Here is a 26165-nt window from a genome sequence, read left to right as displayed (position 1 = left end):
ATGGGGTACTCGGCAGCCCGCAGGCACAACCGGCTCTGGCCGGAACTGGAACGCATCCCGCATCCGCCGCGGCGGCTGCCGGTGGGGGGCGACCTGCTCGGCGTCTCCATAACGAGCCCGGTCCAGGACTCGCTGCGGATGGCGCAGGAGCTCGGCCCGATCTTCCGCCGGAAGGTCTTCGGCCTGGAGATCGTCTTCGTCACCGGCGCCGACCTGGTCGCCGAGCTGGTCGACGAGTCCCGCTTCGAGAAGCGCGTGGTGCTGGCCGTGAACAGCCTCCGGCAGCTGGCCGGCGACGGCCTGTTCACCGCGCACAACCACGAGCCCAACTGGCGCCGCGCGCACGACATCCTGGCCCCGGCCTTCACCCGCGAGGCCATGGAGCGCTATCACCCGACCATGCTCACCACCGCCCACCAGGTGCTCGACGCCTGGGACCGGCACGCCGAACAGGGCACCCCGGCCGATGTCTCCGGCGACATGACCAAGATGACCCTGGAGACCATCGCCCGCACCGGCTTCGGCTACGACTTCGGGTCCTTCGAACGCACCGAGCCGCACCCCTTCGTCACCCACATGGTGGCCGGGCTGCGCGGCGCCCAGCGCCGCAACATCCCCTTCCCGGTCGTCGGCCCGATGCTCAACCGGCGCGCGGACAAGAAGGGCGCCGAGCACAACCAGTACCTGAACGACGTCGTCGACGAGGTCATCCGTGAGCGCCTGGCCAGTGGCGACACGCGTACCGACGATCTCCTCGGCCTGATGCTCGGCACCGCCCAGGAAGCCACCGGCGAACGGCTCGACGCCACCAACATCCGCCGCCAGATCATCACGTTCCTGGTCGCCGGCCACGAGACCACCTCGGGCGCCCTGTCCTTCGCGCTGTACTACCTCTCCCGCAACCCGGAGGCGCTGGCCCGCGCCCAGGCCGAGGTCGACCAGGTCTGGGGGAGTACAGGGGACCCGGCGTACGGCCAGGTCAGCAAGCTCCGCTACGTGCGCAGGGCGCTGAACGAGTCGCTGCGCCTGTGGCCCACCGCCCCCGGCTTCACCCGCGCCGCCCGCACCGACACGGTCCTCGGCGGCAAGCACCCGATGCGCAAGGGCGCCTGGGCGCTGGTCCTCATCCCCGGCCTGCACCGCGACAAGGAGATCTGGGGCCAGGACGCGGACGACTTCGACCCGGACCGCTTCCTGCCCGACCGGGTACGGGCCCGCCCGGGCCATGTCTTCAAGCCCTTCGGCACCGGCGAACGGGCCTGCATCGGCATGCAGTTCGCGCTGCACGAGGCCACCCTCGTGCTCGGCCTGCTGCTGCGCCGCTACGAGCTGATCCCCGACCCGCGCTACCAGCTGAAGATCACCGAGCGGCTGACCCTGATGCCCGAGGACTTCACCCTCACCCTGCGCCGGCGCGACCGGCCGGTCAGCGGTCCCGCGGACCCGTCCGGGACGGCTGCTGCGGCCGGGGCGGCTGCGTCGGCAGGACGCCCTGGGTAGCCAGCACCGCGGCCTGGATGCGGCGCTCGACGCCCAGCTTCGCCAGCAGCCGGGAGATGTGGTTCTTGACCGTCTTTTCTGACAGGTAGAGGCGCTTGCCGATCTGCCGGTTGGTGAGCCCCTCGCCGATCAGCGCGAGGATCTCCCGCTCCCGCGGGGAGAGCGCGGCGAGCGGCGCGTCGGGCGCCACCGCGTGCGGGTCGCCGTCGGTGTCGTCGGTGCCGCGCAGGCTGGTCATCAGCCGGGCGGTGGTCGAGGGGTCGAGCATCGACTGGCCCGAGGCCACCGTGCGTACGGCCGCGAGCAGGTCGGACCCCTTGATCTGCTTCAGCACGTAGCCCGACGCGCCCGCCATGATCGAATCCAGCAGCGCGTCGTCGTCGTCGAACGACGTCAGCATCAGGCAGGCCAGCTCCGGCATCCGCGACCGCAGCTCGCGGCAGACCGTGATCCCGTCCCCGTCCGGCAGCCGCACGTCCAGGACCGCCACGTGCGGGCGCAGCGCGGTCCCGCGGGTCAGCGCCTGCGCGAGCGTGGCGGCCTCGCCGACCACCTCTATGTCGGGTTCGGCGCCCAGCAGATCGGTGAGCCCGCGGCGCACGACCTCGTGGTCGTCCACCAGGAAGACCCGGATAGGTGTGTCAGCCGAGAATTCCCGTGTGTCGCCCATTGCGCGCCTCCTGGCGGGGCAGTTGATCCAGTGCTCTCCGTGATCGTGCACCGTCGAGCGTCCGCGCGCCAGGGCCGAACGGACCCACCACGGCGAACGGGCCCAGGACAGCAGGGAAACGCGGCAGGCCGGCCCGACATCCCCCGATGCCCTGCTCGGATGCGCCACCGGCCCTCGCCGTCGCCGCGTTCCCCGCTGTCTGTATCCAGCATCGGACACCGATGCCGCTCAGCGGATGGGCCGAAAGGCCCGTAGAAAAGGGGCGGTTGGGCTCACTCAGGCGTGCCCTGCTCGCACTTACGTTTGCTCGGTCCGCGTCTTGAGGCTGCTGAGTTCCGTCTCGACGTACCGCCGCGTGCGGGCGCCGGAGATCAGCGCGATCAGCGGGGCGAGCGGACCGGACTGCTCGACCCACAGCGTGACATGCGCGCCGTCCCCTTCGGCCCGTACGGCATGCCCGCCGACGGTGGTGACACCCGGCGACTTCGTCCGCCAGACGAAGGACTCGCCGTCCTCGAACTCGGTGACTTCCCACACCATCTTCGGCATGCCCGGCTGCTCCACGCGCGCCTTGCTGCCGACGCCGAAGTCGCCGTCGTCCAGCCGCTCGACCCGCTTCATCACCGGATTGAACTCCGGCCATTGGGTGATGCCGGCCATCGCCTGCCAGACGTCCCCGGGCTTCGCCGCTATCGCCGCGCCTGTTTCGAACCGCATGAATACGCCTCCGTTGTCAAGGCCTCGACGGCCGTCCGTGGAGCCTATCCAGCTCGCGGCGCTCGCGTTTCGTCGGCCGGCCGGCGCCGCGCTCGCGGACCGCGACGACCGGCACCTCGGCCTTGGGCGGGGGCGGCGGGCTCTTGTCCACGTAGCACTCGACGGCGACCGGCGCGCCGACCCGCTTGCGGATCAGCCGCTTCACCTCGACGATCCACTCCCGGCCGGCCCGGAATATCCGCACCTCGTCCCCGGGCTTCACGGGCTGCGCCGCCTTGACCCGCTCGCCGTTCACCTTCACATGCCCGGCCTTGCAGGCGGCCGCGGCCTGGGAGCGCGTCTTCGTCAGCCGCACGGCCCAGATCCAGCTGTCGACCCGCACGCCCTTCGATTCCGGTCCCTCGTCAGCAGCCATGCCCCGACTCTAGACGGCGCCACCGACAGCCGGGACATGCCGGCGACGCGGCCTTACGTCCAGGCCGCCCGCATCTCCGCCACCAGGCGCTTCGTGACCCGCGGATACCGTCCGGCCACGTTCGTCCGCTCGCCCGGGTCCGAGGCCAGGTGGTACAGCTCGACCTCCCACTGCTCGTCCGGCACCGTCCGGTCCCGCCCCGGCGCGAACCGCACCGCCTTGAAGTCCCCGGACCTCGCCGCCTCCGCGAGCCGCAGGATGCGCCCGTCGTCGGCCTCGTTCGCGCGCGGCGTCGAGCCCGGGTCGTTGCGGTACCAGTACAGCGACCGGTGCTCGGGCGCGGGACCCGTACCGGTGAGGAGGGGTGCCACCGAGCGGCCGTCGATGCCGGCGGGTGCCGTGCCGCCCGCGAGGTCGGCGAAGGTCGGGAGGAGGTCGATGAGCGGCGTCGGGCGCGCCGACGTGCCGGGGGAGACGCGGCCGGGGGACCAGGCGAGGAGCGGGACGCGGATGCCGCCCTCGTAGAGGTTGCGCTTGTAGCCGCGCAGCGGGCCGTTCGCGTCGAAGCGGTCCGGGTTGAAGCCGCCCTCCTCGTGCGGGCCGTTGTCGCTGGTCACCAGCAGGACCGTGTCGCGCTCCAGGCCCAGCTCGCGCAGCCGGTCCACGATGGCGCCCACCGTGCGGTCGAGATACGAGACCTGCTCGGCATGCCCCTTGTCCGCCTCCGGCCAGGGCTGATCGTCGTACGCACCGGTGCGCGGGGCATCGCTCGGGGCATGCGGGACATTCGGCGTGAGCAGCAGCAGGAAGGGGTCCTGGTCCGCGCCCTCGATGAAGTCCAGGGCGCGGGAGGTGAAGAGATCGGGGGCGTAGGTGCTCTTCTTGCCGTCCGCGTTCTCCGGCAGCTCGACGCGGTCGCCGTTGTGCCAGAGATACTCCGGGTAATAGTCGTGCGCGTGCCCGTGCGTGATGTAGCCGAAGAACTCGTCGAAGCCGCGGGCGTTCGGATGGCTCTCCTGCCCGGCCTCCTCGGGCCCGAAGCCCCACTTCCCGAAGCAGCCCGTGCGATAGCCGCGTGCCGCCAGCACCTCCGCGAAGGTGGTGTCATCGGCGGTGAGCGAACCCTGCGGCCCACCGAAGGGGTTCTCCCGCACGGTCGCGTGCCCGCCGTGCAGCCCCGTCAGCAGCGACGCACGGGACGGCGCGCACACCGCGGCGGCCGCGTAGGCGCTGGTGAAGCGCAGCCCTTCGGCGGCGAGCCGGTCCAGCCGCGGCGTGCGGATCTGCCACTGCCCGTACGACCCCAGCTCGCCGTATCCGAGATCGTCCGCGAGGACGAGCACGACATTCGGGCGCCGCTCCCGCCCCGCCGCCCCGGCAGGGCGGGACGGTAGCGCGGCGAGGCCGAGCGCGGCGGCTGAACCGGCGAGGAACTGGCGGCGGTTGGGCACCTTGGGGCTCCCGGGGTCGGTGGGGCATCGGGCATGAGTCATCGTCACGCCGTACGCCCCGCAAGGCCATGTACGCCGCATGAAAATCCTGTGGCACCGCACCACACCTCCGCCCCGGCAACTGTGTGCGCCGCTCCCCATGGCGGCCGCCGCACTCCGCTCTACGGTTCCCGGAACCCACCAACCCCCTTTACGGGAGGACCGCACCGGATGACCAGGCCTCGCACAGCCGCTTTCCTCGCCATCGCCGCCCTCATCGCGGCGGCGGCGCCCGCCGGGGCCGCACCCACCACGACCGGATGCGCGGGCGTCGGCAGACCCGAAGTGCCGGGCGCCGCCCACCAGACGACCGCCTGCCTGGACGACCTCACCTCAGCCGCCCTCGCCGGCACCGCCCATACCGACCCGGCGGACTGGGCCGGCCTCACCGCCAGGGGCACGGCCAACCCCAGCGGCGTGCCGGGCGTCCAGGTAGACGGCTATTTCCCGGACACCTCCCGCACCAACACCCACCACCGCTGGGACCACGACTCCCAGTTCGTGCTGCGCCTGCCCGCCCGCTGGAACGGCGGCCTCGTCGTCACCGGCGCCCCGGGCAACCGCCGCCAGTACGCCCTCGACCCCCTGATCTCCGACTGGGCCCTCGCCCGCGGCTACGCCTTCGCCGCCACCGACAAGGGCAATACGGGCCCGAACTTCTACGCCGACGGCCGCCGCCCCGGCGACGCCGTCGCCGAGTGGAACCACCGCACCACCCAGCTCACCCGCGCCGCCAAAGCCGCCGCCACCCGCGCCTACGGCCACGCCCCCCGCCGCACCTACATGACCGGCATCTCCAACGGCGGCTACCTCACCCGCTGGCAGCTCGAGAACCACCCGGCCCTTTACGACGGCGGCGTCGACTGGGAGGGCACCCTGTGGACCACCCGCGGCCCGAACCCTCTCACTGTGCTCCCCACCGCGGTCGCCCACCAGCTCGGCACGGCGACGGACGCCGACCTGCACGCCGCCGGCTTCGCGCCGGAGACCGAGTTCCTCTGGCCGTACCACCGGCAGAACTACTGGGGCATCACGCAGAAGACCTACCGGGCCGAGTTCGACCCGGCGTACGACCCGAAGTGCCCGGGCCCCACGGCCGGTTCGACGACGGCCGAGATCCTCGCCCCGTGCCCGTCCGACGCCGTCTACGACTACGCCGACCGCCCGGACTCCGTCCACCGCGCCGTCGCCCGCGTCGCGCTCACCGGCCGCATCGGCAAGCCGCTGCTCACCCTCCACGGCGACCTCGACACCCTGCTGCCGATCGGCACCGACTCCGACGTCTACGCCCGCATGACCGCCGACCGGGGCCGCGGCGACCTTCACCGCTACTACCGGATCGAGGGCGGCACCCACGTCGACGGCCTCTACGACACCCACCCCGACCGGCTGCGTCCCCTGCTGCCCTGCTTCCGCACCGCGTTCGACGCGCTGGCCGCCTGGACGGAGCGCGGCACCGCCCCGCCGGAGAGCGGGACGGTGCCGTATGCGAGGGGCGCGGTGAACGACTGCGCGCTCAGAACCCGGCCGTGATCTTCGTGAACTCCCACTCCTGCTGGGCGATGCCGCTGCAGTTGGACGTCACGCCGCCGCCGGGGCAGGGCCGGTCGCGGTTGACGGACCAGTACGCGAGGCGGGTCAGGCCCTTGGACTTGGCCCAGTCGCGGATCTTGGTCCAGGTCTCCGGGGAGGTGGTCTCCTGCTGGTCGGACAGCCCGTTCATGCCGGAGATGCCCATGTGCGCGTACGCCTCGGCGTCCGACCAGCCGAAGGCCGTCTTGAGGGCGGCCTTCAGGCCCTCGGAGGCGTTCACCGTGTCCTGGTACATGTCGCTGCCGCCGAAGTCGAACGGCATGATCGTGTAGTTGTCAATCCCGGTGCCCAGCTCCTTCGACTTCTCGATCAGCCGCTTGCCGTGGGCGTTCGGCCCGGTGGTCGTGGTGCCGAAGGTGACCACCACCTGGGTGCCGGGATTCTTCTCCTTCACGATCTTCAGCCCTGCGAGGATGCGGTCCTGCACCTCGTAGTTCTCGAATTCATCGGTGTTCTCGATGTCGAAGTCGACGGCGGCCGGCTTGTAGGCGTCGATGACCTTCTGCACGGCGCCCGCGTACGCCTCCGGGCTGGAGCAGTTGGGGCCGAGCTTGTTGCCCTGCCAGCCGCCGAAGGATATCTGGACGTTGCCGCCCGCACCCTGGATGTCCTTGATGGCCTGCTCGTCGACGCCGCCGGTGAGCGGGCGCTGGCTGTCCCAGGACGGCTCGCAGCCGCCGCCGGAGAGCATGAACGCCATGGTGAAGGCCTTGATGCCGGTGGCGCTCATGACGGAAGTCGGGCTCGGCGGGTCGCCCCAGCCCTCGTAGAGATACGGGGCGCCGGGGAGGGCGGCTTTGGGGCCGGCGTCGGGCTCGGGTTCGGCGAAGGCGGTGTTGGCGCCGAGGGCGCCGGCGAGAAGGGTCGCCGCGGCGGCGGCCGCGAGGAGGGATCGGCTGGCTTTCATGGGGGGTCTCCAGCTTGTCCGGTGCCTGTGCAGGCATGGTCACGACAAGCGAAGAAGGTAGAAGCGTGGTCTGGACCTGTCAATGGTCCGGACCAATTTCGTTCACCTGTCCGGCCCCGGCTCATTCACGTCTCCGACCCGCGACTCAAAGGGAGTTGAGTAGCCGTACTCATGTGAGCGCCCGGCGTGCGCGGGAGGCTGGCGCCCATGAGTACTCCACCCAGCACGCAGCGGCCGACGGCCGCCTTCCTGATGCAAGCCGCGATCTCCTTCGGGATCGCGCTTCTGGCCATGGCGTACGGCATCGCCAAGCTGCCTCTGGACGAATGGGCCCGTGGCTTCCTCGCGATCGGGCTCGTCTTCGTCACCACCTCCGCCTTCACCCTCGCGAAGTGCATCCGCGACCGGCAGGAGACGGAGTCCGTCACGTCGCGGGTCGAGCAGGCCCGCATCGACAAGATCCTGAGCGAGCACGACCCGTACGACCCCAGCAAGCACTGAAGGCGCGCGAAGCCCCCGCGCACCGCATACTCGGGGGCATGGACGACCGCAGCGCCCGCCTCATGGAGGCTGTTTACGATGGCGACGCCCGGGCCCTCGAGCGACTGCTCGCCGAGGGTCCGGACCCCGTTGCGGCCCTGCGCGGGCCGCTCTACGAGGCGGCCGTCGGGGGCCGCGCCGATCTCGTCCGTACGCTGCTCGACGCCGGCGCCTTCCCGGACGCACCGGGCGCCGATCCCACCGACGGGCTGCCGCTGTGTGCCGCGGCCGCCTGGGGCTACACCGACGTCGCCGCGACCCTGCTCGACGGCGGCGCGGACGCCGACCTGGTCGAGTGGGACGGCAACACCGCGCTGCTGTGGGCCGCGGGCAACGGCCACACCGCCACCGCGCTCCTGCTCCTCGACCGCGGCGCCCGTACGGACCTCGCCGACCCCGCCGGCCGCACGCCGCTGCACCGGGCCGCCGAGCGCGGCTCACTCCGTATCGTCGAGGCGCTGCTCGCCGCGGGCGCGGACCGCGACGCCCGCGACGACGAGGGCCTGACCGCCCGCGAACTTACCCTGCCGCTGGTCGGCGTCGATCTGGAGAGCCGGCTGCGGCACCAGGTCAGGTTCGGGCACGAGACCCAGCCCGGCGAGCGGGTCGTGGTGCGCGAGGAGACCGCCGATGACGACTCGCGGGTGCTGGTCGCCGAGCTGATGCTCGCCGGGGAGGACGAGCCGCGCGCCTGGTCCGACATCCAGACCGGGCACGCGGCCATCGTCGACCTGCTCAGCGGTGTGCGGAGTCAGTGACCTCCTCAGGTCCCTGCCGGGCCAGCACCGAGCGCCGGTAGGAGTACCCGAAGTACACGATCATCCCGAGCGCGAACCACACCCCGAAGCGCACCCAGGTCTGCCACTTCAGGAACGTCACCAGCCAGATCGAGAAGCCGACGCCGAGAATCGGCACCACCGGCATCCACGGGCAGCGGAACGTGCGCGGGATGTCCGGGCGGCGGTAGCGCAGCACGACCACGGCGACGCAGACCACCATGAACGCCAGCAGGATGCCGATGTTGGTGAGCTCGGCCGCCTCGCCGATCTTCACGAAGCCAGCGATGAGCGCGGAGCCGATGCCGACGATCCAGGTGACGCGGGTCGGTACCTTCCGCTCCGGGTGGGTCTTCGCGAACCAGGCGGGCAGCAGCCCGTCGCGCGACATGCTGAACCACACCCGGGTGACGCCGAGCATGAAGGTGAACATGACGGTGAGGATGCCGATGATCGCGCCGATGGCGATGACATTCGCGAGCCCGCCCAGGCCCACCGACTCGAAGGCCGTCGAGAAGCCGCTCTCCGGGTCGACCTCCTTGTAGTTCTGCATGCCGGTCAGGACCAGGCAGGCGAGCACGTACAGCACCATCGAGATGGCGAGCGAGTAGATGATCGCCTTCGGCATGTGCTTCTGCGATTCCTTCGACTCCTCGGCGGCCGTCGACATCGCGTCGTAGCCGAAGACGGCGAAGAAGACCGTGGCCGCGCCGGTGAAGGCCCCGCCCACGCCGTACGGGAAGAAGGGGTTGTAGTTGCCGGTGTCGATGTGGAAGACGCCGACGCCGATCACCAGCAGCACCACCAGGACCTTCAGCACCACGACGATCGTCTCGAAGCGGGCGGCGGACTTGATGCCGAGGTTCAGCAGATACGCCACCAGCAGGCACAGCAGCACGGCGAACAGGTCGACCTTGTGCCCGTCGCCGGTGCCGGGGGCGCCGAGCATCCAGGCGGGCAGCTCGGCGCCCATCGAGTCCACGAGGAAGGAGAAGTAGCCGGAGATGCCGATGGCCACGACGGCCACGATCGCCGTGTACTCCAGCAGCAGGTCCCAGCCGATGAACCAGCCGGCCAGCTCGCCGAGCACGGCATAGCCGTACGTGTACGCCGAGCCCGCCTTCGGGATCATGCCCGCGAACTCCGCGTACGACAGCGCCGCCGCCGCGCTCGCCACGCCCGCGATCAGGAACGAGATCAGCACCGCCGGTCCCGCCGTGCCGTTGGCGACCGCGCCGGCGAGGGCGAAGATGCCCGCGCCGATGATGCCGCCGACGCCGATGGCCGTCAGCTGCCACAGGCCGAGCGCCTTGTGCAGCTGGGTGCCCTCGGCGACCTCGGTCTCATCGATGCGTTCGATCGGCTTGCGGCGCAGCACGCCTTGGGTGCTCCAGAGCCCTGCCATGGGTCGGATCCTCTCCGTTGAGGCCGTCAGGGTACGGATCTGGTGGAGCATGATGACGGAGGATCACGGTCCGGCGTAAGGCCGTGTCAACGAGCCCAGGTCACCTTGAAGACCCAGGCGTGCTCCCCGGCGTCGCGGGCCGCGGCCGGCACGTCGATGACCAACGCGCCGTTGTGGAGCGCGAAGTTGAGCGGCCGCGGATAGCCCAGCATGGTCACCTTGTCGCCCTCCCTGACCGGCACCGGGGCCTCGACCGTCAGAGTGGCGCCCGGCTTGGCAAGCGAGTGAATGTAGAAGGCGTCCGGCTTGACGGTGAAGCGCAGGTCCTCGCCCAGCTGGGCCATCCGGGACCAGTAGGTGGTGCCGTAGATCGACTCGCCGTTGACCTTCAGCCAGGCACCGGTCTCGCGCAGCCGCCGCTCCATGATGGCGGGGATGGTGCCGTCGGCCTTGGGACCGATGTCGAGGAGGAAGTTGCCGTTCTTGCTGACGATGTCGACGAGGCTGTGAACGATCTCCTCGGCCGTCATGTACTGGTCGTCGGGCGTCGCGGCGTTGTAGCCGTAGGAGTAGGGGTCGAGGCCGCGGCTGGCCTCCCACTTGGCGACGACGGTGTTCTCGTACGTCTCGTACTCGGGGGTCGTGAAGTCGTGCGGGCCGATGCCGGAGCGGTTGTTGACCGTCACCTCGAGGGGCTTGGGACGGTTCTTGGCGAAGTTGAAGTACTCGGCCAGGACCCGGTGGCTGTCGTTGACGCCGCCGATGTCGCACCAGAGGACCTGCGGCTCGTAGCCGTGGATGAGCTCGAGCATCTGCGGCGCCTGGTAGTCCTTCACGTAGTCCTTGCCGGCCGTGTACCCCGTGTACGGGACGGGCTCCCCGGTGTACGGATTCCGGGGTGCGTGCCCGGCCCAGGGGTTGTCCGGGTTGAACCACTCCGGCATCGAGAAGTACAGGCCGCGGTGCAGCTCGGGGGTGTGCTGGCGGGAGGCGTCGAAGAGCTCCTTGATGAGGTCGCGGCGCGGGCCCAGCTTCACCGAGCTGCGGTCGGAGACCTTGGTGTCCCAGAGCGCGAAGCCTTCGTGGTGCTTCGAGGTGAGCACGTGGTACTGCGCGCCGGCGTCGCGGAAGAGCTCCACCCAGGAGCGCGGGTCGTAGCGCCCCGCGGTGAACCGGGGGATGAAGTCGTCGTAGACGAAGTCCTCGCCGTGGACCTCGCGGTGGTGGGCGTAGGTGGCGTTGTTGGGGTCGTCCATGTGCCGCCAGTACCACTCGGCGTACTGCTTGCCGACCGGCGCCCAGGCGGGGACGGCGTAGACGCCCCAGTGGATGAAGATGCCGAACTTCACCCGGTGGAACCAGTGCGGCGCCTGATGGGTGATCAGCGAGGCGTCCGTGGGCTGGTAGTCGGGGACGCCGAGCGTGAGCTTGCGGGCCGTTTCCGCCGCTGTCTCGCCGCGGCCCGTCGCGACGACCCGGCCGTCCTTGGTGGTGCCGGGGGCGGTGCCCGAGCCGTTGCGGATGCCGATGTGCACGCGCGCCTGCTCGCCGGGGCCGAGGTGGGGGATGGCGGCGGGCGCGACCGTACGGGCGCCGTCGACGTCGACCGCGAGCCGGACCTCGTCCGCGGGCGTCAGCCACACCGCGCCCGCGTTGAGGAGCGTCGCCTCGACGCTCTGGGCGCCGGACTCCTCCAGCAGCGAGGTGGTGGAGGCGGCGTTGCGGATCGCCACCGCCCGGCCCGCGGCGGCCGGTTGCGCGGAGAGCGCGAAGATGTGCAGGGCCGCCTTGTCCGGCTCGGCGGGGCCGGTGGCGGGGAGGGTGAGCGCGACGGCCTCGCGGGCCGGGTCGAGGCCGAGTTCGACGACGGCGATGGCGACCTGGTGGTCGTCCTTGGTGCCGTCGGGCTTGTAGCGATACGGGGTGGTGAGCTCGCCGCCGCCGGAGTACCAGTCGGGGGCGGAGAGCGCGGCCTCGGCGGTGGTGCCGTCGGCGTAGTGGACGGTGGCCCTGCCCGAGGCGGGGCCGTAGCTGGAGGCCGCGAGGAAGTGCAGCGACAGATAGCGGCTCTTGGGGAGCTCGACGCGCTGGCCTGCGGCGACGACGTTGTTCTTCTCACCCGCGGCCGAGGTGGCCGGGAAGTCGAAGACGATGCCGGCGACTTCGGTACGGCCCGACGGCAGCTCCTCGCCGGGGTAGGTGTAGCCGCTGCCGTCGAAGCTCCCGCCGCCCGCGCCGGAGCGGTCGATGCCGTCGTTGTCGAAGAGGGCGGTCAGGGCGACCGGTAACGGGTCGGGGACCTGGCCCCACTCGCCCCCGCCCTCATCGGGCACGTCCGCGGCTCCGGCCGCCGGCGCGTAACCGAATCCTGCCGCTCCGATCGCGGTCCCGACGCCGAGACCGAGCACCGTACGCCGTGCGAACCTGCCCACGTCGACCTCCCGATGGCCGTATCCATCCGATGAATGCCGGGGTGTTGTGCACATGCCGAGGCAACCGAGGGTGGAACGTAGAGAAACATCGGAGGGGCGTCAAGGAGTGGCGCAGCGGGGTGCGGTCAGGCGGCGGCGATCGCGGCGCGGCAGTGTGCCGGGGTGCCCCAGGCGTCGCGCAGCGCGCGGGCCTTGCGGATCCAGAGGGAGAGGTCGAGCTCCTCGGTGTACCCGATCGCGCCGTGCACCTGCAGCGCGGTGCGGGCGGCCAGATAGCCCGCCTCGCCGGCCGCCGCCTTCGCCGCCGCCAGGTCGCGGTCCGCCATCGTCACCGCGGCGCCGTAGACGAGGGGCTGCGCGAACTCGAGGGCGATCAGGGTGTCCGCGAGCCTGTGCTTGATCACCTGGAAGGATCCGATCTCGGTGCCGAACTGCCGTCGCTCCTTTGCGTACGCGACCGTCTGCGTCAGCAGCGCCCGCCCGAGGCCGAGCGCCTGCGCGGCGGCGGAGAGCCGGGCGAGGCCGACGGCGTGCGCGTACGCCGCCGTCACCGCCGGGCCGTCGGCGGGCACCGCGCCGCCGCGCGGCCGGGAGAGCTGCCGCGCCGGGTCGAGCGTCGGCTGCACGGGCCCGGCGCCGTCGGCGAGCCGCAGGGTCTCGCCCTCGACGACGAACACGGCGTCGGCGGCGTCCGCGTCCAGCGCGTACGGGCCGTCGGCGAGGGTGGCCACGGCCTTGCCCTCGGCGAGCGGGTGCAGCCAGGCCGCGGCCGGCTCGCCGCCGAGCCGGGCCAGCAGCGCCCCGGCGGCGGCGGTCTCCACCAGCGGGCCCGGGACCGCGTGCCGCCCCAGCGCCTCGTACGCGACCGTCAGCTCCACCGGCAGCGGCCCGAGTCCGCCCTGCGCCTCGGGGATCGCGAGCGCGAACACCCCGGAATCCGCGATCCGGGCCCACAGTGCCCGCCCGGGGCCGAAGTCGCCCGCCGCCCAGGAGCGGGCGACGCCCGGGGTGCCGGCGGCCGACAGCATCTCGTCCAGCGATGTCGCGAACTGCCGCTGCTCGTCGTCCAGGAGAAAGCGCATCAGCGGCGTCCCTTCGGCAGGCCGAGCAGCCGCTCGGCGATGATGTCGCGCTGAATCTCGTTGGTGCCGGCGTAGATCGGGCCGGCGAGGGAGAAGGTGTAGCCCTCCGCCCAGGCGCCGTGCGCGGGGGCGTCGTCCGCGCCGTCGGCCAGCTGGCCGTACGGGCCGAGGAGGTCGAGGGCGGTCTCGTGCAGGCGGATGTCGAGCTCGGACCAGAAGACCTTGTTGAGGCTGGACTCGGCGCCGAGTTCGCCGCCTTCGGCGAGCCGGGCGGCCGCGGCGTGCGTGAACAGCTCGTACGCCCGCGCCCCGATCAGCGCGTCCGCCACCCGGTCGCGGAACTCGGCCGGCTCGCCCTGCTCGTGCCACAGCGACTGGAGCCGGGCGGCCGACGCCATGAAGCGGCCCGGGCTGCGGAGGGTGAGGCCGCGCTCGTTGCCGGCGGTGGACATCGCGACCCGCCAGCCCTGGCCCGGCTCGCCGATGATGTCCTCGTCCGGGACGAAGACGTCGTCGAGGAAGATCTCCGCGAAGGCCGGCTTGCCGTCGAGGCGGCCGATGGGGCGGACGGTCACGCCCTCCGCGTCCAGCGGGAACATCAGGTATGTCAGACCGCGATGCGGCTTCTCCTTCGCCGCCTCCGGATCGCTGCGGAACAGCCCGAAGGCCCGGTCCGCGAAGGGCGCCCGCGACGACCACGTCTTCTGCCCGCTCAACCGCCAGCCGCCCTCGGTCCGTACGGCCGTCGAGCGCAGCGCCGCGAGATCGGAGCCCGCGCCCGGCTCCGACCAGGCCTGCGCCCACACCACTTCGCCACTCGCCATCGGCGGCAGGATCCGGGCGCGCTGCTCGTCGGTGCCGTGGGCGAAGAGGGTGGGGGCGAGGAGGCTGATGCCGTTCTGGCCGACGCGGCCCGGGGCGCCGGCCGCGTAGTACTCCTCCTCGAAGATCAGCCACTCGGTGAGCGAGGCGGCGCGGCCGCCGTACGCCGCCGGCCAGGAGACCACCGACCAGCGGTCGGCGTGCAGGGTGCGCTCCCACTCGCGGTGCCGGGCGAAACCGGCCTCGGTCTCCAGGGAGGGGAGGGGAGTTGCGGGTACGTGCGCGGCCAGCCAGGCGCGGGCCTCGGCCCGGAAGGCGTCCTCTGCGGCCGTGAAGGCGAGGTCCATCGGTCTCCTTCCCTAACAAGTGTTTGGTAGGTTAACGTAGCCGCCATGACGAGCACGAGCCCCGCGTACGTACCCGGGCACAATCTCCTCGCCGGGCGGAGCGCGGTGATAACCGCCGCGGCCGGCAGCGGAATTGGCGGTGCCACGGCGCGCCGCTTCCTGGAGGAGGGCGCCGATGTCGTCCTCGGGGACGCGCACGCGCGGCGGCTGAAGGAGACCGTGGCGGCGCTGGGGGACGAGTTCGGCGCCGGCCGGGTCGGCGGGCAGGTCTGCGACGTCACCGACGAGGAGCAGGTGACCGGGCTCTTCGGCCTCGCCGAGGAGCGGCACGGCGCGCTCGACATCCTCGTCAACAACGCCGGACTCGGCGGCACCGCCGACCTCGTCGACATGACCGACGAGCAGTGGACGAAGGTCCTCGACGTCACTCTGAACGGCACCTTCCGCTGCGTCCGCGCCGCCCTGCGCCGGATGCGGGACACCGGGGGAGGGGTGATCGTCAACAACGCCTCGGTGATCGGCTGGCGCGCCCAGCGCGGCCAGGCGCACTACGCCGCCGCGAAGGCCGGCGTCATGGCGCTGACCCGCTGCGCGGCGGTGGAGGCCGCCGACTACGGGGTCCGGATCAACGCCGTCGCCCCCAGCCTCGCCATGCACCCGAACCTGGCGAAGGTCACCAGCGCGGAGCTCCTCGACGAGCTGACCTCCCGCGAGGCCTACGGCCGGGCCGCCGAGCCGTGGGAGGTGGCCAACGTCATCGTCTTCCTGTGCGCCGGCTACTCCTCGTACATGACCGGCGAGACGGTCTCTGTCAGCAGCCAGCGGGCGTGAGGTGAGAATGAAGCCGTGCCGAAAAAGACCGAGAAGAACGTGGTGACCGCTTCCCCCGAGCGCCGCACCGAGCTGCTGGCGACGGCGGCTGAGGTGTTCGCCGCCCAGGGCTACAACGCCACCACCGTACGGAAGATCGCCGACGCCGCGGGCATGCTGGCCGGCAGCCTCTACTACCACTTCGACTCCAAGGAGTCGATGATCGACGAGATCCTCTCGACCTTCCTGGACGAGCTGTGGGCCGGCTACGACGCCGTGCTCGACGCCGGGCTCGGGCCGCGGGAGACGATCGAGGCGCTCGTCACCGAGTCGTTCAAGCAGATCGACCGGCACCGCCCCGCGGTAGCCGTCTACCAGAAGGAGTCCCGGCACCTCGCCGCCCAGCCGCGCTTCGGCTATCTCACCGACCTCCAGCAGCGCTTCGAGGAGGCCTGGCTGGGCACGCTGGAGCGCGGCGTGAAGGAGGGCGTCTTCCGGGCCGACCTGGATCCCCGGCTGACGTACCGCTTCGTGCGCGACACCGTGTGGGTGGCCGCGTCGTGGTACCGGCCGGGCGGGCGGCACAGCCCGGAGGAGATCGCGCGGCAGTACCTGTCGATGGTGCTGGACGGGATCGGCGTACGCACGTAAGGGTCATATTAGACAAGGGAGTTCCGATGGCCGAGGCCTACATAGTCGAAGCGGTACGCACCCCTGTGGGGAAGAAGAAGGGCGGGCTCGCCGCCGTCCACCCGGCCGACCTGGGCGCGCACGTACTGAAGGCCCTGGTCGAACGGAGCGGCGTCCAGCCCGAGGCGGTGGAGGACGTGGTCTTCGGCTGCCTGGACACGGTCGGCCCGCAGGCGGGCGACATCGCCCGCACGGCATGGCTGGCCGCGGGCCTCCCCGAAGAGGTCCCCGGCACCACCGTCGACCGCCAGTGCGGCTCTTCCCAGCAGGCGGTGCACTTCGCCGCGCAGGGCGTGCTGTCCGGGACGCAGGACCTCGTCGTCGCCGGCGGCGTGCAGAACATGTCCATGGTCCCGATCGCCTTCGCCTCCCGGCAGGCCGCCGAGCCGCTGGGCCTGACCGAGGGCCCGTTCGCGGGCAGCGAGGGCTGGCGGGCGCGGTACGGCGAGCAGCCGGTGAACCAGTTCTACGGCGCCGAGCTGATCGCCAAGAAGTACGGCATCTCCCGCCGCGACATGGAGGAGTTCGCGCTGCGCTCGCACCAGCGGGCGGTGCGCGCCATGGACGAGGGCCGTTTCGACCGCGAGCTGGTGGCCTACGGCGACGTCACCGCGGACGAGGGCCCGCGCCGCGACACCACCCTGGAGAAGATGGCCGGGCTGAACCCGGTGATGCCCAAGGGCTCCATCACCGCCGCCGTCTCCTCCCAGGTCTCCGACGGCGCCGCGGCCCTGCTGCTCGCCTCGGAACAGGCCGTACGTGAGCACAAGCTGACGCCGCGCGCCCGCGTGCACCACCTGTCCGTGCGCGGCGAGGACCCGATCAAGATGCTGACGGCGCCGATCCCGGCGACGGCGTACGCGCTGAAGAAGTCGGGGATGTCGATCGGCGACATGGACCTGGTCGAGATCAATGAGGCCTTCGCCCCGGTGGTGCTGGCCTGGCTGAAGGAAACAGGCGCCGACCCGGAGAAGGTCAACACCAACGGCGGCGCGATCTCCCTCGGCCACCCGCTGGGCGCCACCGGCGCCCGCCTGATGACCACGCTCCTGCACGAGCTGGAGCGCACCGGCGGCCGCTACGGCCTGCAGACCATGTGCGAGGGCGGCGGCCAGGCGAACGTCACCATCATTGAGCGGCTGTGACCGTCTCGAGCGGCAGCCGGAGCCGGAGCCCGTCCGGCACGGCGGCATTGGCCGTACGGATGCTGCTCAGCTCAGTGGCAGTCAGCGCGCGGCCGTAGACCCGCAGATCGTCGAGATAGCCGTGGAAGCGGTCCCGGCCTGCCACGCTCTGCCCGAAGTGCACGCCGTCGATGCCGAATTCCCTGCCGATCGTCACCGACCCCGGCGGCGCCGCGACGCTCACCGCGGTGCCGTCGACGGCGAGGGTGAGCGTGCCGCCGCCGCGCCGCAGGCTGAAGAAGTGGAAGGCGTTGTCGTTGTACGCCCTGGTGGTCCGCACCTCCGCGTCGTCCTGCTCGGTCTGCAGGTAGCCGCGGATGCGGCCGTCGGCGGGCTCGGCGCGCAGCCAGATCTGCGGCTCGACGATGCCGGTGCCGTGCCGGTACGCCCAGGCGATGGCGTAACGCCCGCTGGTGCGCCCGTACTTGAACCACCCCGTGAAGGTGAAGTCACCGGCGCCGAGGTCGAGGGAGTCGTGGTACGGCACCTCGACGCGGGCGTCGATGTGGTCGTCGGCGTTGTCGAGGAAGAGCGCCTTGCCGTACCTGCCCGTGCGGAGGGTCGCGTGCCCGCGGACGTAGGCCTTGTTGCCGTGTCCTGAGGTGTCGGGCGTGGTCGGGCCGTGGGCGGGCGGCGGCGGGAAGCCGGGCGGGATGCCGTTCGGCTGCGCGAGGTAGTCGTCGTTGAAGCGGGCGAAGCGGATGGTCTCGTACGGGGTGGACGTCCCGGCTTCGTAGAGCAGGCCGACGCTGCCGCCGCCGAGGTCGGTCAGGGAGGAGTACGCCGACGGACCCCAGTGGATGATCCGCCCGTCCTGCCAGGTTTCCCAGGTCGCACCGCCGTCGGTGGAGGCGCGTACGCACATCGCCTCGCGTTCGACGGGATGCGCGGGCGAGGAGAGCAGCACCGCGGCGCCGTGATGGACGGTCGATCCCTGCACGACCGGGCTGGACACGGACGGGTCCGCACGGAACGGGGCGTCGAAAGTCTGCCCGCCGTCGCTGCTGGTGGCGAAGGCGCGGTTGCCGGCGTCGGTGCCGCGCTCGTCGCGGGCCTGGACGCCGACGATGCCGCCGGGCTGCTCGAAGAGGCTCAGCTCCTGCGGCTTGAGGGTGAGGCCGGTGCGGTTGTCCTCGGCGCCCAGCTGCCAGGTGATGCCGTCGTCGTCGGAGTACATCAGGTGGGCGCCCTGGGTGCCGTCGGTGCCTTCGTGGTTGCCGCCGACGAGGAGACGCCCGGCGTGCGGGCCCGATGCCAGCCGGATGCCGTGGTTGGGCCCGGTGGCGTACCAGAGGTTCCAGCCGGGCCTGGAGAGGGTGGCCGCCATGTTCTGGGCGGTGGACCAGCTGACGCCATGGTCGGTGGAGATCTGCAGATACGGCGTGCGCTTGGTGTCGTCCGCGCCCGGGTTGTGGGTGGAGAGCAGGCAGACGCGGCCGTCGGCGGCGACGACGGGGGCCGGATTGCCGCGGGTGTCGCCGTTGCCCGCCAGGACCACCTGCGTCGGCGTCCAGTTGGCGCCGCCGTCGGGGGAGCGGCGCAGCACGATGTCGATGTCGCCGTCGTCCCCGCAGTCATCGACCCGCCCCTCGGCGAAGGCCAGCAGACTGCCGTCCGCTGCCCGCACCAGGACCGGGATCCGGAAGCAGCTGTAGCCGCCGGTGCCGGCCGTGAAGAGCACCGTCTCGCTGAACTCCGGCGCCATGTCCACTCGCAATCTCACCGAGGAGAACCCTCATGGGATGTCGGATGTCCCACGTAAGGTAGTGGCCCCGCGGTGGTCAGAGCCAGACGTTGTCGCTGACCGAGCCGAGGCCGGCGCCCGACAGGCGGCGGTGCAGGGCGATGGCCTGGTCCTCGGTGAGCGAGGCGACGTGGTCGGCGGCGGCGCGCAGCGGGTCGCCGTGGAGGACCAGTTCCTCGGCGCGGTCGGCGGGCAGCAGGGTCGGGGACTCGTGTGTCCAGCGCAGCAGTTCGGAGACGATGCGGCGCTTGCCGTGCTGCTGGGTGGCCAGGGCCGGGCGGTCGATGACGTAGCACCAGACCAGTTCCTTGAGCAGTTCGCAGGCCGCGCGGCGCTCGGCCGGGACGACGAGCCGGGCGCCGTAGCGGATGGCCGCCGAGCCGCCGATCTCCAGCTCTATGTCGCGGGTGAAGTGGTCGATGAGCTTGGCGGTGCGGGCGTTGACGGCGACGTCGTCCGCGTGCCGGCCGCCGTAGGGCTCGGCGATCGACAGCGCCTTTGCGATGTCCGACAGCAGGCCTTCCGCCTCGTCCCGGTCGAATCCGGCGCCGGTGCGGTGCCGCTTGGCGGCCACGTAATCGAGGAAGCGCCGTGTCTCGCGCTCCGTGTCGGCGCCGGCCGATCCGGGCGGCGGGAACAGGGCGGCCAGGGGGATCAGCCCGGTGCGATAGAAGTCCTCCACGTCATGGCAGGCATAGGTGACGTCGTCGGCCCAGTCCATCACCTGCTCCTCGACCGGCACGGCGTCGTCGGTACGGCCCGCGCGGACCCATGCGAACGCCTCCCGGTCGGCCGCGTAGACGCCCCACTTCGCGTGCCGCGCCGGGTCGACGTCGAGCGGGGCGCGCTCCCACGGGTACTTGGTGGCCGCGTCCAGGCAGGCCCGCGACAGGTGCAGACCGCGGTGGCCCGGGTACTTGTGCGCGGCCAGGAAGGTGAGGATGCGCAGCGTCTGGGCGTTGCCCTCGAAGCTGTCCGTGGCGCCGTCCGCGGCCTGCAGCTCGTCCATCGTCAGGCGCAGCGCCGTCTCGCCCGCGTGCCCGAACGGCGGATGCCCGATGTCGTGCGCCATGCACGCCGCCTCGACCAGCGCCGGATTCGGACCGCCGTAACGCCGCTCGAGCCGCTCGGCCATCCGCCGCCCCAGCTGCGCCACCTTCATCGAGTGGGTGAGCCGGGTGTGGTACGCGCCGAGCTCCCCGCTGGCGACGACCTGGCTCTTGCCGGCGAGCGCCCGCCACTGGGTCGAGTACAGGATCCGGTCCACGTCGTGCTCGAAGCCGGACCGCTGCCCGTCGTCGGCGACCCGCCGTTGAAGGGAGTGCTGTTCCAGGTCTTCATCTGTGTAATGGGCAGGTCGCATGCCTCGGATGCTACTCGGGACGACCATGTGCCGGGTGATAGGCAGGACATGGCCCGGGCCGGGAGGATGGGGGCAGGAGCCGGCTGTCCGGGGGTGGGGCACATGGACAGCAGCGACATCGTCGCGCTCATCGGGGCAGCGGTCGCCGCCGCGGTGGCGGCAGGAGGCGCGTATGCCCACAGCCGCAGCACCCTCCGTGCCGCCGCCCGACTCATCTATGCCGAGCTGTCCCGGCACGGCACGTCCGTCGCGTACTACCGCAAGTACGGCCACTGGGATGCCGCCGCGCCCAGCCGGAAGGCGTGGGAGGACCACGGCGCCGTGCTGGCCCGCAGGCGCAATGCGGACACCTTCGAGGCGGCGCTGCGCGGCTACGAGGCGGTGGAGCTGATCCCGTTCCTCTACGGGGGCGCCGTCTCCGCCGCGACCCGCGACGAACTCGTCGGCGACGCCGCGCAGCGGCTCGTATCGGCGATCGAGAAGACCGGCGCCGTCGCGCGGCTGTCGAGCGACCAGATCGAGGCCTCGACGAGACGCCTGCAGAGCGGCGGGGGCGTGGCGATGGAGGCGGTGCCGGCGGTGCTGCGCACCGGCGTCATCCCGCTGGCCCTGCAGGAGCGGCTGACCGAGGAGCGCGGCGCCCCCCTCGACTTCGGTTGGCCGAGGCCGCTTGCGGCCAGGGCCAGGCGCGCCACGCGCACCCGGGACTCGGTGGGCGACGCCGGATTCGTCATCCTCGACGCGCAGCACGAGGACAGTGCCGACCTCGACCGGTTCGCCGTGGCCCGGGCCGAGGGCGAGGACGAGGTGTCGGATGCCGCCGTCAACCGCGTCTACGACGGCATCGTCGCCACCCGGAAGTTCCTCAGCGAGGTGTTCCACCGGCAGTATGTGGGTGCGGAGGGCGAGCAGCTCACCGTCGTCGTGCACTACGCCGAGAAGTACAACAACGGTTTCTGGAACGGTGAGGCGGTCTTCCTCGGCGACGGTGACGGCGCGGTGTTCACATCGTTCGGCCAAGGGCTGGAAATGGCCGCATACCACCTGCTCGCGGGCCTGCCCGAGCTGGAGTCGCTGACCTATTTCGGCCAGAGCGGGGCGCTCAACACCTCACTCCGCGAGACCTTCGGCCTGCTGGTCAAGCAGTACGCGCTGGGGCAGACGGCCGAGGAGGCGGACTGGCTCGTCGGCGCCGGCCTGCTGGCGCCCGGCATCAAGGGCGTGGCGCTGCGGTCCTTCAAGGCTCCCGGCACCGCGTACGACGATCCGGTACTCGGCAAGGATCCGCAGCCGCACACGATGGACGGCTACGTGGTGACCGGCCGGGACAACGGCGGCATTCACATGAACTCCGGTATCCCCAACCGCGCCTTCTACCTGGCCGCGAGGGGGTTCGGCGGCCATGCCTGGGAGCGCGCGGGCCGCATCTGGTGGGAGGTGCTGACCTCCGGACAGCTGGGCGTGGAGCCCGAGTTCGCTGACCTCGCCCGGCTCACGAGCAGGGCCGCACGCGCCCGTTACGGTGACGGTCAGCGCGGTGCGGTGATCGACCGGGCCTGGTCGCGGGTCGGACTGCCGCCCGCGGAGAGCCCGCGCAGGACGCCCTCCGCCTGAGCGACGATCCCGTCGATGAGCTCCGCGCAGCTCGGCAGGTCGTCGATGAGGCCCGCGACCTGACCGGAGGCCATGACGCCCAGGTCGGTGCGGCCGTCGACCATGGCGGACTTCAGCAGCATCGGCGTGTTCGCGGCGAGGAGGACCTGGCTCCACGTCAGGTCCTTGCCGTGCTTCATGGCCAGACCGTCGCGGACCAGTTGCGGCCAGGAGGAGCCGGTCAGGCGGCGGAAGCGGGCCGCGCTGCGGACGGCGGTCAGCAGGGAGCGGGCCCGGCCCGAGCCCTCCAGCGTGCGCACCAGATCGCTGCGCAGCATCCGGTGGGGGAGGCCGTCGACGGCCGTCGTGACCGTCACGTCGCCCACCGCCGCCGCCAGGTAGCGGGCCTTGACCGCGTCCGGGACGGTCGAGTCCGAGGTGAGCAGGAAGCGCGTCCCCATGCCGATCCCCGCCGCCCCGTACGCCAGCGCCGCGACCAGGCCGCGGCCGTCGTAGAAGCCGCCCGCCGCGATCACCGGGATGTCGACAGCGTCGACGACCTGGGGGAGCAGCACGGTAGTCGCGACCGCGCCCGTGTGCCCGCCACCTTCCCCTCCTTGTACGAGGACCGCGTCCGCGCCCCACGCCGCCACCTTCTCGGCGTGCCGGCGGGCGCCGATCGAGGGGATGACGACGACGCCCGCGTCCTTGAGCCGGGCGATCAGCTCCTTCGACGGCGCGAGGGCGAAGGAGGCGACCCGTACCCCCTCCTCAACGATGATCCGCACCCGGTCGGCGGCGTCGCCCGCGTCCGCGCGCAGATTGACGCCGAAGGGCGCGTCCGTACGGGACTTCACCTCGCGCACGGCCGCGCGCAGCTCCTCGACGGTCATCGTCGCCGAGGCGAGGATGCCCAGCGCGCCGGCGTTCGCGGTGGCGGAGACCAGGCGCGGGCCCGCGACCCAGCCCATGCCCGTCTGCACGACCGGGTGGCGGACGCCGGTGAGGCGGGTGAGTGCGGTCTCCATCAGGACGGCACCTCGCGGTCGCGGCCGCCCTTCGGGTCGAGGACGTCGCGGATCAGGCGGAGTTCGTCGGCGGCCGGCTCCCGGGTGTACGGGACGTCCTCCGGGATCACCAGGTCGAAACCGGTCGCCGCCCGCACCTCGTCGGCCGTCACGCCCGGGTGCAGCGAGGCCAGCCGCATCGAGTGGTCGGGGGTCTCGAAGTCCAGCACACCGAGGTTCGTCACCACGGCCGGGATGCGGTGGTAGCGGGTCGCGGACGGACCGGCGGCGGCCGCGTTGTCGTAGCCGACGCCGCAGACCATGTCGACCTTCTCGACGAAGACGCGGGTCGAGTGGCGGGCGACGAAGTAGCTGACCGGGTGGTTGAGCGTGTTCATCGGGGCGCCGCGGACGCCGAGGAGCTGGCGCTCGGGTCGCTGCCAGTCGCCGATGCAGGAGATGTTCTGGTTGCCGTAGCGGTCGAGTTGGCTCGCGCCCATCATCTGCTGCCGGCGGCCGCTGGTGGCGAGGGCGAGGTGCTGGCCGTACGGGAGCCAGCCCTCCGGGGTGCCGTCGATGCCGACCAGCATGGCCTCGCCGTCGGTGAGCATCAGGTCCGGTGCGAAGGTGCGCTTGGCGAGGCGGGCGCCGAGCAGCGGGATCAGGCCGCCCATCGGGCTGGCGAGGACCTCGCCCGCGTCGCGCCACGTGTCGGCGCAGGCGGTGACGCAGTAGTCGGCGCGGGTGGCGGTCGTGGTCTGCGTCGTCATGAGCGGGTCTCCTCGTGCCAGGCCTGGACCGCGGCGCGGTAGTCCTTCTCGCCGCCGCTCAGGAAGCGCTCGGCGAACTCCGGCCAGGGCGTGGTCGCGTACAGCTTCTGGAAGGACTCGTCGCGGTCGTGGTCGGGGGCGTTGGCGGTGAAGTGCGCGCCGCCCGGGGCCTCGACGACGCCGGCGACGGTGTGCCGCTTGACCAGCAGCGTCTGCGGGGCGGCGGTCTCGGTCAGCTCGGCGGTCCCGACGATCTGATCGCAGCTGACGTACGCGGCGTCGGCGGCGGCGCAGAAGAGGTCGTCGAAGTACGGGTCGGGGCCGAGGTACTGGCCGTTGCCGAGCCGGTCGGCGCGGTTGACGTGCACGAGGGCGGCGTCCAGGCCCAGCGCGGGCATGGCGACGAACTCCTCGCCGTCCTCGTACGGCGAACGCACGGTCTTCAGATCGGGGTTGACCCGCATGACGTCGGACCCGATCCCGGCGCGCACCGGCAGGAACGGCAGCCGGTTCGCCGCCGCGTGCAGCCCCCACATGAACATGGCCTCGTCGACCTCGCTCAGCTCCACGTCACCGCGCTCGCGGGCGGCGCGGAAGTGCGGCTCCAGCGGGATCGAGTCGAGGGTGACGAAGGCCGTGACCAGCTTCCTGATCCGGCCCGCGGCGAGGAGCATGCCGACGTCCGGACCGCCGTACGCGACCACGGTGAGGTCGGTGAGATCCGCGCGGCGCAGGATCGCGCGTACCAGCGCCATCGGCTTGCGGCGCGAGCCCCAGCCGCCGATGCCGAGGGTCATGCCGCTGTGCAGCCGGCCGACGACCTCGTCCGGTGTCATCGTCTTGTCCGTCACGCGTTGCCCTCCTTGCCGAAGGTGTCGCGGACCCGGTCCGCGGTGCCGCTCAGGGCGGCCTCGAAGGTGAAGCCCTGCTCGAAGCGGTAGCTGCGGCGCACGTCCACGGGGTCGATGCCATTGATCGCAGCCTTCGCGAGGCGGATGAGATGGCCGTCCTTGGCGGCGATCTCGCGGGCCAGTTCCAGAGCCGCCTTTTCCAGTTCATCGCGCGGTACGACCTGCCAGACCGAGCCGTGGGCGCGCAGCTCGGCGGCGCCGATGGTGCGCGAGGTGAAGTACAGCGCGCGCATCACGTGCGGCGGCACCAGGCGGGCCAGATGCGTGGCCGCGCCGAGAGCGCCGCGGTCGAGCTCGGGCAGGCCGAAGGTGGCGTCCTCGCTCGCCACGATGGCGTCCGCGTTGCCCGCGAGGCCGATGCCGCCGCCCAGGCAGTGGCCCTGCACCGCGGCCACCACCGGCACCTCGCACTCGTAGACGGCGGCGAAGGCCTCCGCGCAGGCGTGGTTGACGGCGATCAGCGCCGAGTGGTCCGTGGCGCGCTGCAACTCCTTGATGTCCACGCCCGCGTTGAACCCGCGCCCGGTCGCGGCGAGCACGACGCAGCGCACGGCCTGGTCGCGGCCGGCCGCGCGGACGGCGTTCGCCAGGTCGTACCAGGCCTGTACGGGAAGCGCGTTGACGGGAGGGAAGTCGGCCGTGACGACGCGGACGCCATTCTCCGGTGCTGAGGTGGAGACACCCATACGAGGATCAGCTACCTTTCCACCAAACGTTTGTTAGGTGGAAGGTAGCAGCGGATGGAGATGGACGGGAAGGTCGCGGTCGTCACCGGCGGCACGCGCGGCGTCGGGGCCGGCATCGCCCGCGCCTTCGCCGACGCGGGCGCACGGGTGGTGACTTGTGCGCGCAGGCCACCGGAGAGAGAGCTCGACGGGATCGAGTACGTGCCCCTCGATCTGCGCGAACCCGAGGCGGTCCAGGGCTTCTTCGACGACCTGGCCGAGCGCTACGGCGGCCTCGATGTCCTGGTGAACAACGCGGGCGGAGCCCCGTACCGGATGCTCGCCGAAGCCCCGGCGGCCAAGCACGCGCGCGTCCTGGAGCTCAACCTGACGACCCCGCTGACAGCATCGCTGGCCGCCTATCCCCATCTGCGCGCCGCGCACGGCTCGGTGGTGATGATCGGCAGCGTCAGCGGCGGCCGCCCCTCGCCCGGCACGGCGGCGTACGGCGCGGCGAAGGCGGGACTGGAGAGCCTGGCCCGGTCGATGGCGGTGGAGTGGGCGCCGGAGGTGCGGGTGAACACGCTCGTCCTCGGCATGGTCCGTACGGAGCTGGCGCATCTGCACTACGGGGACGAGGACGCCGTCGCGGCCGTCGGCCGGACGGTCCCGATCGGCCGGCTCGCCGAGCCGGTGGAGGTGGGGGAGGCGGCGGTCTTCCTGGCTTCGGAG

Annotated in this window: 23 protein-coding genes and 1 pseudogene; 9 read left to right on the top strand and 15 right to left on the bottom strand. The window is 71.9% G+C overall.

Annotated elements, in window-relative coordinates; translation table 11 throughout:
- Positions 1-1500 carry a cytochrome P450 gene (locus G5C51_RS15275; protein WP_165237508.1) on the top strand — a complete coding sequence of 500 codons (1500 nt, stop codon included), beginning with the start codon at positions 1-3 and terminating at the stop codon, positions 1498-1500.
- Here G5C51_RS15275 and G5C51_RS15270 read toward each other — a convergent pair.
- The 4 genes from G5C51_RS15270 to G5C51_RS15255 form a co-directional block, all read right to left on the bottom strand.
- Entirely contained in the window at positions 1427-2170 is a 744-nt protein-coding gene (locus tag G5C51_RS15270; protein ID WP_165237506.1) for a response regulator, read from the bottom strand. The genes G5C51_RS15275 and G5C51_RS15270 overlap by 74 nt on opposite strands.
- Positions 2171-2467: 297 nt before the next feature.
- Positions 2468-2887, bottom strand: coding sequence for an SRPBCC family protein (locus tag G5C51_RS15265; RefSeq protein WP_165237504.1), 420 nt, complete (start codon positions 2885-2887; stop codon positions 2468-2470).
- 16 nt (positions 2888-2903) lie between these two features.
- On the bottom strand, positions 2904-3302 hold the full coding sequence (locus tag G5C51_RS15260; RefSeq protein ID WP_165237502.1) for an RNA-binding S4 domain-containing protein: 399 nt from the start codon (positions 3300-3302) through the stop codon (positions 2904-2906).
- A 53-nt stretch (positions 3303-3355) separates the two neighbouring features.
- The gene (locus G5C51_RS15255; RefSeq protein ID WP_165237500.1) at positions 3356-4753 is read right to left on the bottom strand and encodes a sulfatase-like hydrolase/transferase; all 1398 of its coding nucleotides are present in this window, start codon (positions 4751-4753) and stop codon (positions 3356-3358) included.
- A gap of 210 nt (positions 4754-4963) precedes the next feature.
- Between G5C51_RS15255 and G5C51_RS15250 the strand changes: the two genes are divergently transcribed.
- Positions 4964-6325, top strand: a complete 1362-nt coding sequence (locus tag G5C51_RS15250) for a tannase/feruloyl esterase family alpha/beta hydrolase (protein ID WP_165237498.1) — start codon at positions 4964-4966, stop codon at positions 6323-6325.
- Here the strand turns inward: G5C51_RS15250 and G5C51_RS15245 are convergent.
- Positions 6309-7169, bottom strand: a pseudogene (locus tag G5C51_RS15245) (chitinase); the annotation flags it as partial. The gene G5C51_RS15250 and the pseudogene G5C51_RS15245 sit on opposite strands and share 17 nt — an antisense overlap.
- Positions 7170-7499: 330 nt before the next feature.
- On the opposite strand from G5C51_RS15245, the gene G5C51_RS15240 reads away from it, so the two are divergent.
- Together G5C51_RS15240 and G5C51_RS15235 are read left to right on the top strand one after the other, a co-directional pair.
- On the top strand, positions 7500-7793 hold the full coding sequence (locus G5C51_RS15240; RefSeq protein WP_165237494.1) for a YiaA/YiaB family inner membrane protein: 294 nt from the start codon (positions 7500-7502) through the stop codon (positions 7791-7793).
- Positions 7794-7831: 38 nt separating this feature from the next.
- On the top strand, positions 7832-8590 hold the full coding sequence (locus G5C51_RS15235; protein WP_165237492.1) for an ankyrin repeat domain-containing protein: 759 nt from the start codon (positions 7832-7834) through the stop codon (positions 8588-8590).
- Here the strand turns inward: G5C51_RS15235 and G5C51_RS15230 are convergent.
- The 4 genes from G5C51_RS15230 to G5C51_RS15215 form a co-directional block, all read right to left on the bottom strand.
- The gene (locus G5C51_RS15230; protein ID WP_165237490.1) at positions 8568-10013 is read right to left on the bottom strand and encodes an amino acid permease; all 1446 of its coding nucleotides are present in this window, start codon (positions 10011-10013) and stop codon (positions 8568-8570) included. The genes G5C51_RS15235 and G5C51_RS15230 overlap by 23 nt on opposite strands.
- An 86-nt stretch (positions 10014-10099) precedes the next feature.
- On the bottom strand, positions 10100-12421 hold the full coding sequence (locus tag G5C51_RS15225; RefSeq protein WP_420824814.1) for an alpha-L-fucosidase: 2322 nt from the start codon (positions 12419-12421) through the stop codon (positions 10100-10102).
- A 149-nt stretch (positions 12422-12570) separates the two neighbouring features.
- On the bottom strand, positions 12571-13527 hold the full coding sequence (locus G5C51_RS15220; RefSeq protein ID WP_165237486.1) for an acyl-CoA dehydrogenase family protein: 957 nt from the start codon (positions 13525-13527) through the stop codon (positions 12571-12573).
- Positions 13527-14696 (bottom strand): acyl-CoA dehydrogenase family protein, encoded by a 1170-nt coding sequence (locus G5C51_RS15215; protein WP_165237484.1) that lies wholly within the window; start codon positions 14694-14696, stop codon positions 13527-13529. The genes G5C51_RS15220 and G5C51_RS15215 overlap by 1 nt, the downstream gene beginning before the upstream one ends.
- 45 nt (positions 14697-14741) lie before the next feature.
- On the opposite strand from G5C51_RS15215, the gene G5C51_RS15210 reads away from it, so the two are divergent.
- Genes G5C51_RS15210 through G5C51_RS15200 form a run of 3 tightly spaced genes read left to right on the top strand, consistent with a single transcriptional unit; the run spans position 14742 to position 17341 of the window.
- Positions 14742-15527, top strand: coding sequence for an SDR family oxidoreductase (locus tag G5C51_RS15210; protein ID WP_165237482.1), 786 nt, complete (start codon positions 14742-14744; stop codon positions 15525-15527).
- 42 nt (positions 15528-15569) lie between these two features.
- Complete coding sequence (locus G5C51_RS15205; protein ID WP_165237536.1) at positions 15570-16157, top strand: TetR-type transcription factor C-terminal domain-containing protein; 588 nt, start codon at positions 15570-15572, stop codon at positions 16155-16157.
- A gap of 26 nt (positions 16158-16183) precedes the next feature.
- Positions 16184-17341, top strand: a complete 1158-nt coding sequence (locus tag G5C51_RS15200; RefSeq protein ID WP_165237480.1) for an acetyl-CoA C-acetyltransferase — start codon at positions 16184-16186, stop codon at positions 17339-17341.
- Here the strand turns inward: G5C51_RS15200 and G5C51_RS15195 are convergent.
- On the bottom strand, positions 17325-19103 hold the full coding sequence (locus G5C51_RS15195) for an exo-alpha-sialidase (RefSeq protein WP_338118153.1): 1779 nt from the start codon (positions 19101-19103) through the stop codon (positions 17325-17327). The genes G5C51_RS15200 and G5C51_RS15195 overlap by 17 nt on opposite strands.
- 58 nt (positions 19104-19161) lie before the next feature.
- Entirely contained in the window at positions 19162-20487 is a 1326-nt protein-coding gene (locus G5C51_RS15190; RefSeq protein ID WP_165237478.1) for a deoxyguanosinetriphosphate triphosphohydrolase family protein, read from the bottom strand.
- Between the two features lie 102 nt (positions 20488-20589).
- Between G5C51_RS15190 and G5C51_RS15185 the strand changes: the two genes are divergently transcribed.
- Positions 20590-22101 (top strand): M4 family metallopeptidase, encoded by a 1512-nt coding sequence (locus G5C51_RS15185; RefSeq protein WP_240929671.1) that lies wholly within the window; start codon positions 20590-20592, stop codon positions 22099-22101.
- Here the strand turns inward: G5C51_RS15185 and G5C51_RS15180 are convergent.
- The 4 genes from G5C51_RS15180 to G5C51_RS15165 are packed head-to-tail and all read right to left on the bottom strand — an operon-like array spanning position 22017 to position 25454.
- On the bottom strand, positions 22017-23108 hold the full coding sequence (locus G5C51_RS15180) for an NAD(P)H-dependent flavin oxidoreductase (RefSeq protein ID WP_165237476.1): 1092 nt from the start codon (positions 23106-23108) through the stop codon (positions 22017-22019). The genes G5C51_RS15185 and G5C51_RS15180 overlap by 85 nt on opposite strands.
- Positions 23108-23857, bottom strand: a complete 750-nt coding sequence (locus tag G5C51_RS15175) for a CoA-transferase subunit beta (RefSeq protein WP_165237474.1) — start codon at positions 23855-23857, stop codon at positions 23108-23110. Before G5C51_RS15175 ends, G5C51_RS15180 begins: the two co-directional genes overlap by 1 nt.
- A complete protein-coding gene (locus G5C51_RS15170; RefSeq protein WP_165237472.1) occupies positions 23854-24708 on the bottom strand; it encodes a CoA transferase subunit A in 855 nt (284 codons plus the stop codon). Before G5C51_RS15170 ends, G5C51_RS15175 begins: the two co-directional genes overlap by 4 nt.
- A complete protein-coding gene (locus G5C51_RS15165; protein WP_165237470.1) occupies positions 24705-25454 on the bottom strand; it encodes an enoyl-CoA hydratase family protein in 750 nt (249 codons plus the stop codon). Before G5C51_RS15165 ends, G5C51_RS15170 begins: the two co-directional genes overlap by 4 nt.
- A 54-nt stretch (positions 25455-25508) precedes the next feature.
- Between G5C51_RS15165 and G5C51_RS15160 the strand changes: the two genes are divergently transcribed.
- Positions 25509-26165: SDR family oxidoreductase (locus G5C51_RS15160; RefSeq protein WP_165237468.1), on the top strand; the 657-nt coding region annotated here is incomplete at its 3' end.

Source organism: Streptomyces coryli, assembly GCF_011044975.1.
Taxonomy (GTDB): Bacteria; Actinomycetota; Actinomycetes; order Streptomycetales; family Streptomycetaceae; genus Streptomyces; species Streptomyces coryli.
The sequence above is the reverse complement of the archived record's forward strand: the minus strand, read 5'-3'. Positions and strand labels throughout refer to the sequence as shown.

What these genes read in the sequence shown, in the direction of transcription:
- G5C51_RS15275 (WP_165237508.1), top strand. Translation starts at nt 1, where the DNA reads ATGGGGTACTCGGCAGCCCGCAGGCACAACCGGCTCTGGCCGGAACTG.
- G5C51_RS15270 (WP_165237506.1), bottom strand. Translation starts at nt 2,170, where the DNA reads ATGGGCGACACACGGGAATTCTCGGCTGACACACCTATCCGGGTCTTC.
- G5C51_RS15265 (WP_165237504.1), bottom strand. Translation starts at nt 2,887, where the DNA reads ATGCGGTTCGAAACAGGCGCGGCGATAGCGGCGAAGCCCGGGGACGTC.
- G5C51_RS15260 (WP_165237502.1), bottom strand. Translation starts at nt 3,302, where the DNA reads ATGGCTGCTGACGAGGGACCGGAATCGAAGGGCGTGCGGGTCGACAGC.
- G5C51_RS15250 (WP_165237498.1), top strand. Translation starts at nt 4,964, where the DNA reads ATGACCAGGCCTCGCACAGCCGCTTTCCTCGCCATCGCCGCCCTCATC.
- G5C51_RS15240 (WP_165237494.1), top strand. Translation starts at nt 7,500, where the DNA reads ATGAGTACTCCACCCAGCACGCAGCGGCCGACGGCCGCCTTCCTGATG.
- G5C51_RS15235 (WP_165237492.1), top strand. Translation starts at nt 7,832, where the DNA reads ATGGACGACCGCAGCGCCCGCCTCATGGAGGCTGTTTACGATGGCGAC.
- G5C51_RS15230 (WP_165237490.1), bottom strand. Translation starts at nt 10,013, where the DNA reads ATGGCAGGGCTCTGGAGCACCCAAGGCGTGCTGCGCCGCAAGCCGATC.
- G5C51_RS15220 (WP_165237486.1), bottom strand. Translation starts at nt 13,527, where the DNA reads ATGCGCTTTCTCCTGGACGACGAGCAGCGGCAGTTCGCGACATCGCTG.
- G5C51_RS15215 (WP_165237484.1), bottom strand. Translation starts at nt 14,696, where the DNA reads ATGGACCTCGCCTTCACGGCCGCAGAGGACGCCTTCCGGGCCGAGGCC.
- G5C51_RS15210 (WP_165237482.1), top strand. Translation starts at nt 14,742, where the DNA reads ATGACGAGCACGAGCCCCGCGTACGTACCCGGGCACAATCTCCTCGCC.
- G5C51_RS15200 (WP_165237480.1), top strand. Translation starts at nt 16,184, where the DNA reads ATGGCCGAGGCCTACATAGTCGAAGCGGTACGCACCCCTGTGGGGAAG.
- G5C51_RS15190 (WP_165237478.1), bottom strand. Translation starts at nt 20,487, where the DNA reads ATGCGACCTGCCCATTACACAGATGAAGACCTGGAACAGCACTCCCTT.
- G5C51_RS15185 (WP_240929671.1), top strand. Translation starts at nt 20,590, where the DNA reads ATGGACAGCAGCGACATCGTCGCGCTCATCGGGGCAGCGGTCGCCGCC.
- G5C51_RS15180 (WP_165237476.1), bottom strand. Translation starts at nt 23,108, where the DNA reads ATGGAGACCGCACTCACCCGCCTCACCGGCGTCCGCCACCCGGTCGTG.
- G5C51_RS15175 (WP_165237474.1), bottom strand. Translation starts at nt 23,857, where the DNA reads ATGACGACGCAGACCACGACCGCCACCCGCGCCGACTACTGCGTCACC.
- G5C51_RS15165 (WP_165237470.1), bottom strand. Translation starts at nt 25,454, where the DNA reads ATGGGTGTCTCCACCTCAGCACCGGAGAATGGCGTCCGCGTCGTCACG.